At 65.2% G+C, this 1,201-nt stretch carries 1 protein-coding gene; it reads right to left on the bottom strand.

Annotation, left to right across the window (positions count from 1 at the left end):
• Positions 1–1,201: aminotransferase-like domain-containing protein (locus tag WS89_RS28045; RefSeq protein WP_059795285.1), on the bottom strand; the 1,201-nt coding region annotated here is incomplete at both ends.

A 1,201-nucleotide genomic window follows, 5' to 3' on the forward strand; every position in this document is an offset into this window, starting at 1 on the left:
TTCAGGCGGATGAAGTTCCGGTAGTTGTCGGTGATCGAGAACATGTAGCCCGGCCCGATCGTGATCCCCTGCTCCAGCGCGAGCTGATACAACCGCATCGCGTCGACCTGCGCGGGCAACTCGACCCACAGCACGTAACCGCCCGCCGGGCTCGACATGCGCGTGCCTTCCGGAAAGAACCGCGACACCATCGCGCGCATCAGGTTCGCCTGCTGCGCATACGCCTTGCGCAAGCGCCGCAGGTGATGCTCGTAGCCGTCCCGTTCCAGAAACTCCGCGATCGCCAGTTGCGGCAACGACGGCGTCGCGAGCGTATTCAGGAACTTCAGCTTCTCGACCTGTTCGCGGTAGCGGCCCGGCAGCGCCCAGCCGATCCGGTACGCAGCCGTCAGGCTCTTCGAGAACGACGAACAATGCAGCACGATCCCGCTACGGTCGTACGACTTCAGCGAGCTCGGATGCGTGTCGCCGAAATACAGTTCGTTGTACACGCCGTTCTCGATGATCGGCATCCCGGCCTTCGTTGCAAACTCAACCAGTTCGCGCTTGCGCTCGTCCGGCATCTGGAAGCCCAGCGGGTTCTGGAAGTTCGGCATCACCATGCACGCGGCGATCGGCTGCGACTTCGCGATCGCAGCCAGCGCCGCGATGTCGATTCCGTATTCCGGATGCGTGGCGACCTCGATCGCCTTCATCCCCATCCGCTCGATCGCATGCAGCATCGCGTAGAACGTCGGCGACTCCACCGCTATCGTGTCGCCCGGCTTCGCGACCGCCTGCAGGCACAGGTTGATCGCCTCCGTCGCGCCGACCGTCACGATGATCTCGTTCGGATCCACCGACATCCCGTTTTCCAGGTAGCGGCGCGCGATCTGCCGGATCAGCCGCGGGTGGCCCGGCGGCAACCCGTCGGTCACGCCCCACAGCGATTTGTCGCGGCCGGCCGCGTATGCGTAGCGATTGAGCTTCTCGAACGGAAACAGGCTCGGGTCCGGATACGGCGAGCCGAGCGGCACCGCGTCGTCCGTGCCGATCGAGCGCAGCGTCGACAGCACGAGCCGACTCACGTCGACCGACGACGAGATCGCGATCGGCTTCGACGGCCTCAGCTCGCGCACCGGCGCGTGACCGTCGTCGCGACGCAGGTTCACGAAATAGCCCGACTGCGGCCGGCTTTCGAGCAACCCGCGGCTCTCCAGCA

Source organism: Burkholderia sp. MSMB1072, from assembly GCF_001524725.1.
Classification (GTDB): Bacteria; Pseudomonadota; Gammaproteobacteria; order Burkholderiales; family Burkholderiaceae; genus Burkholderia.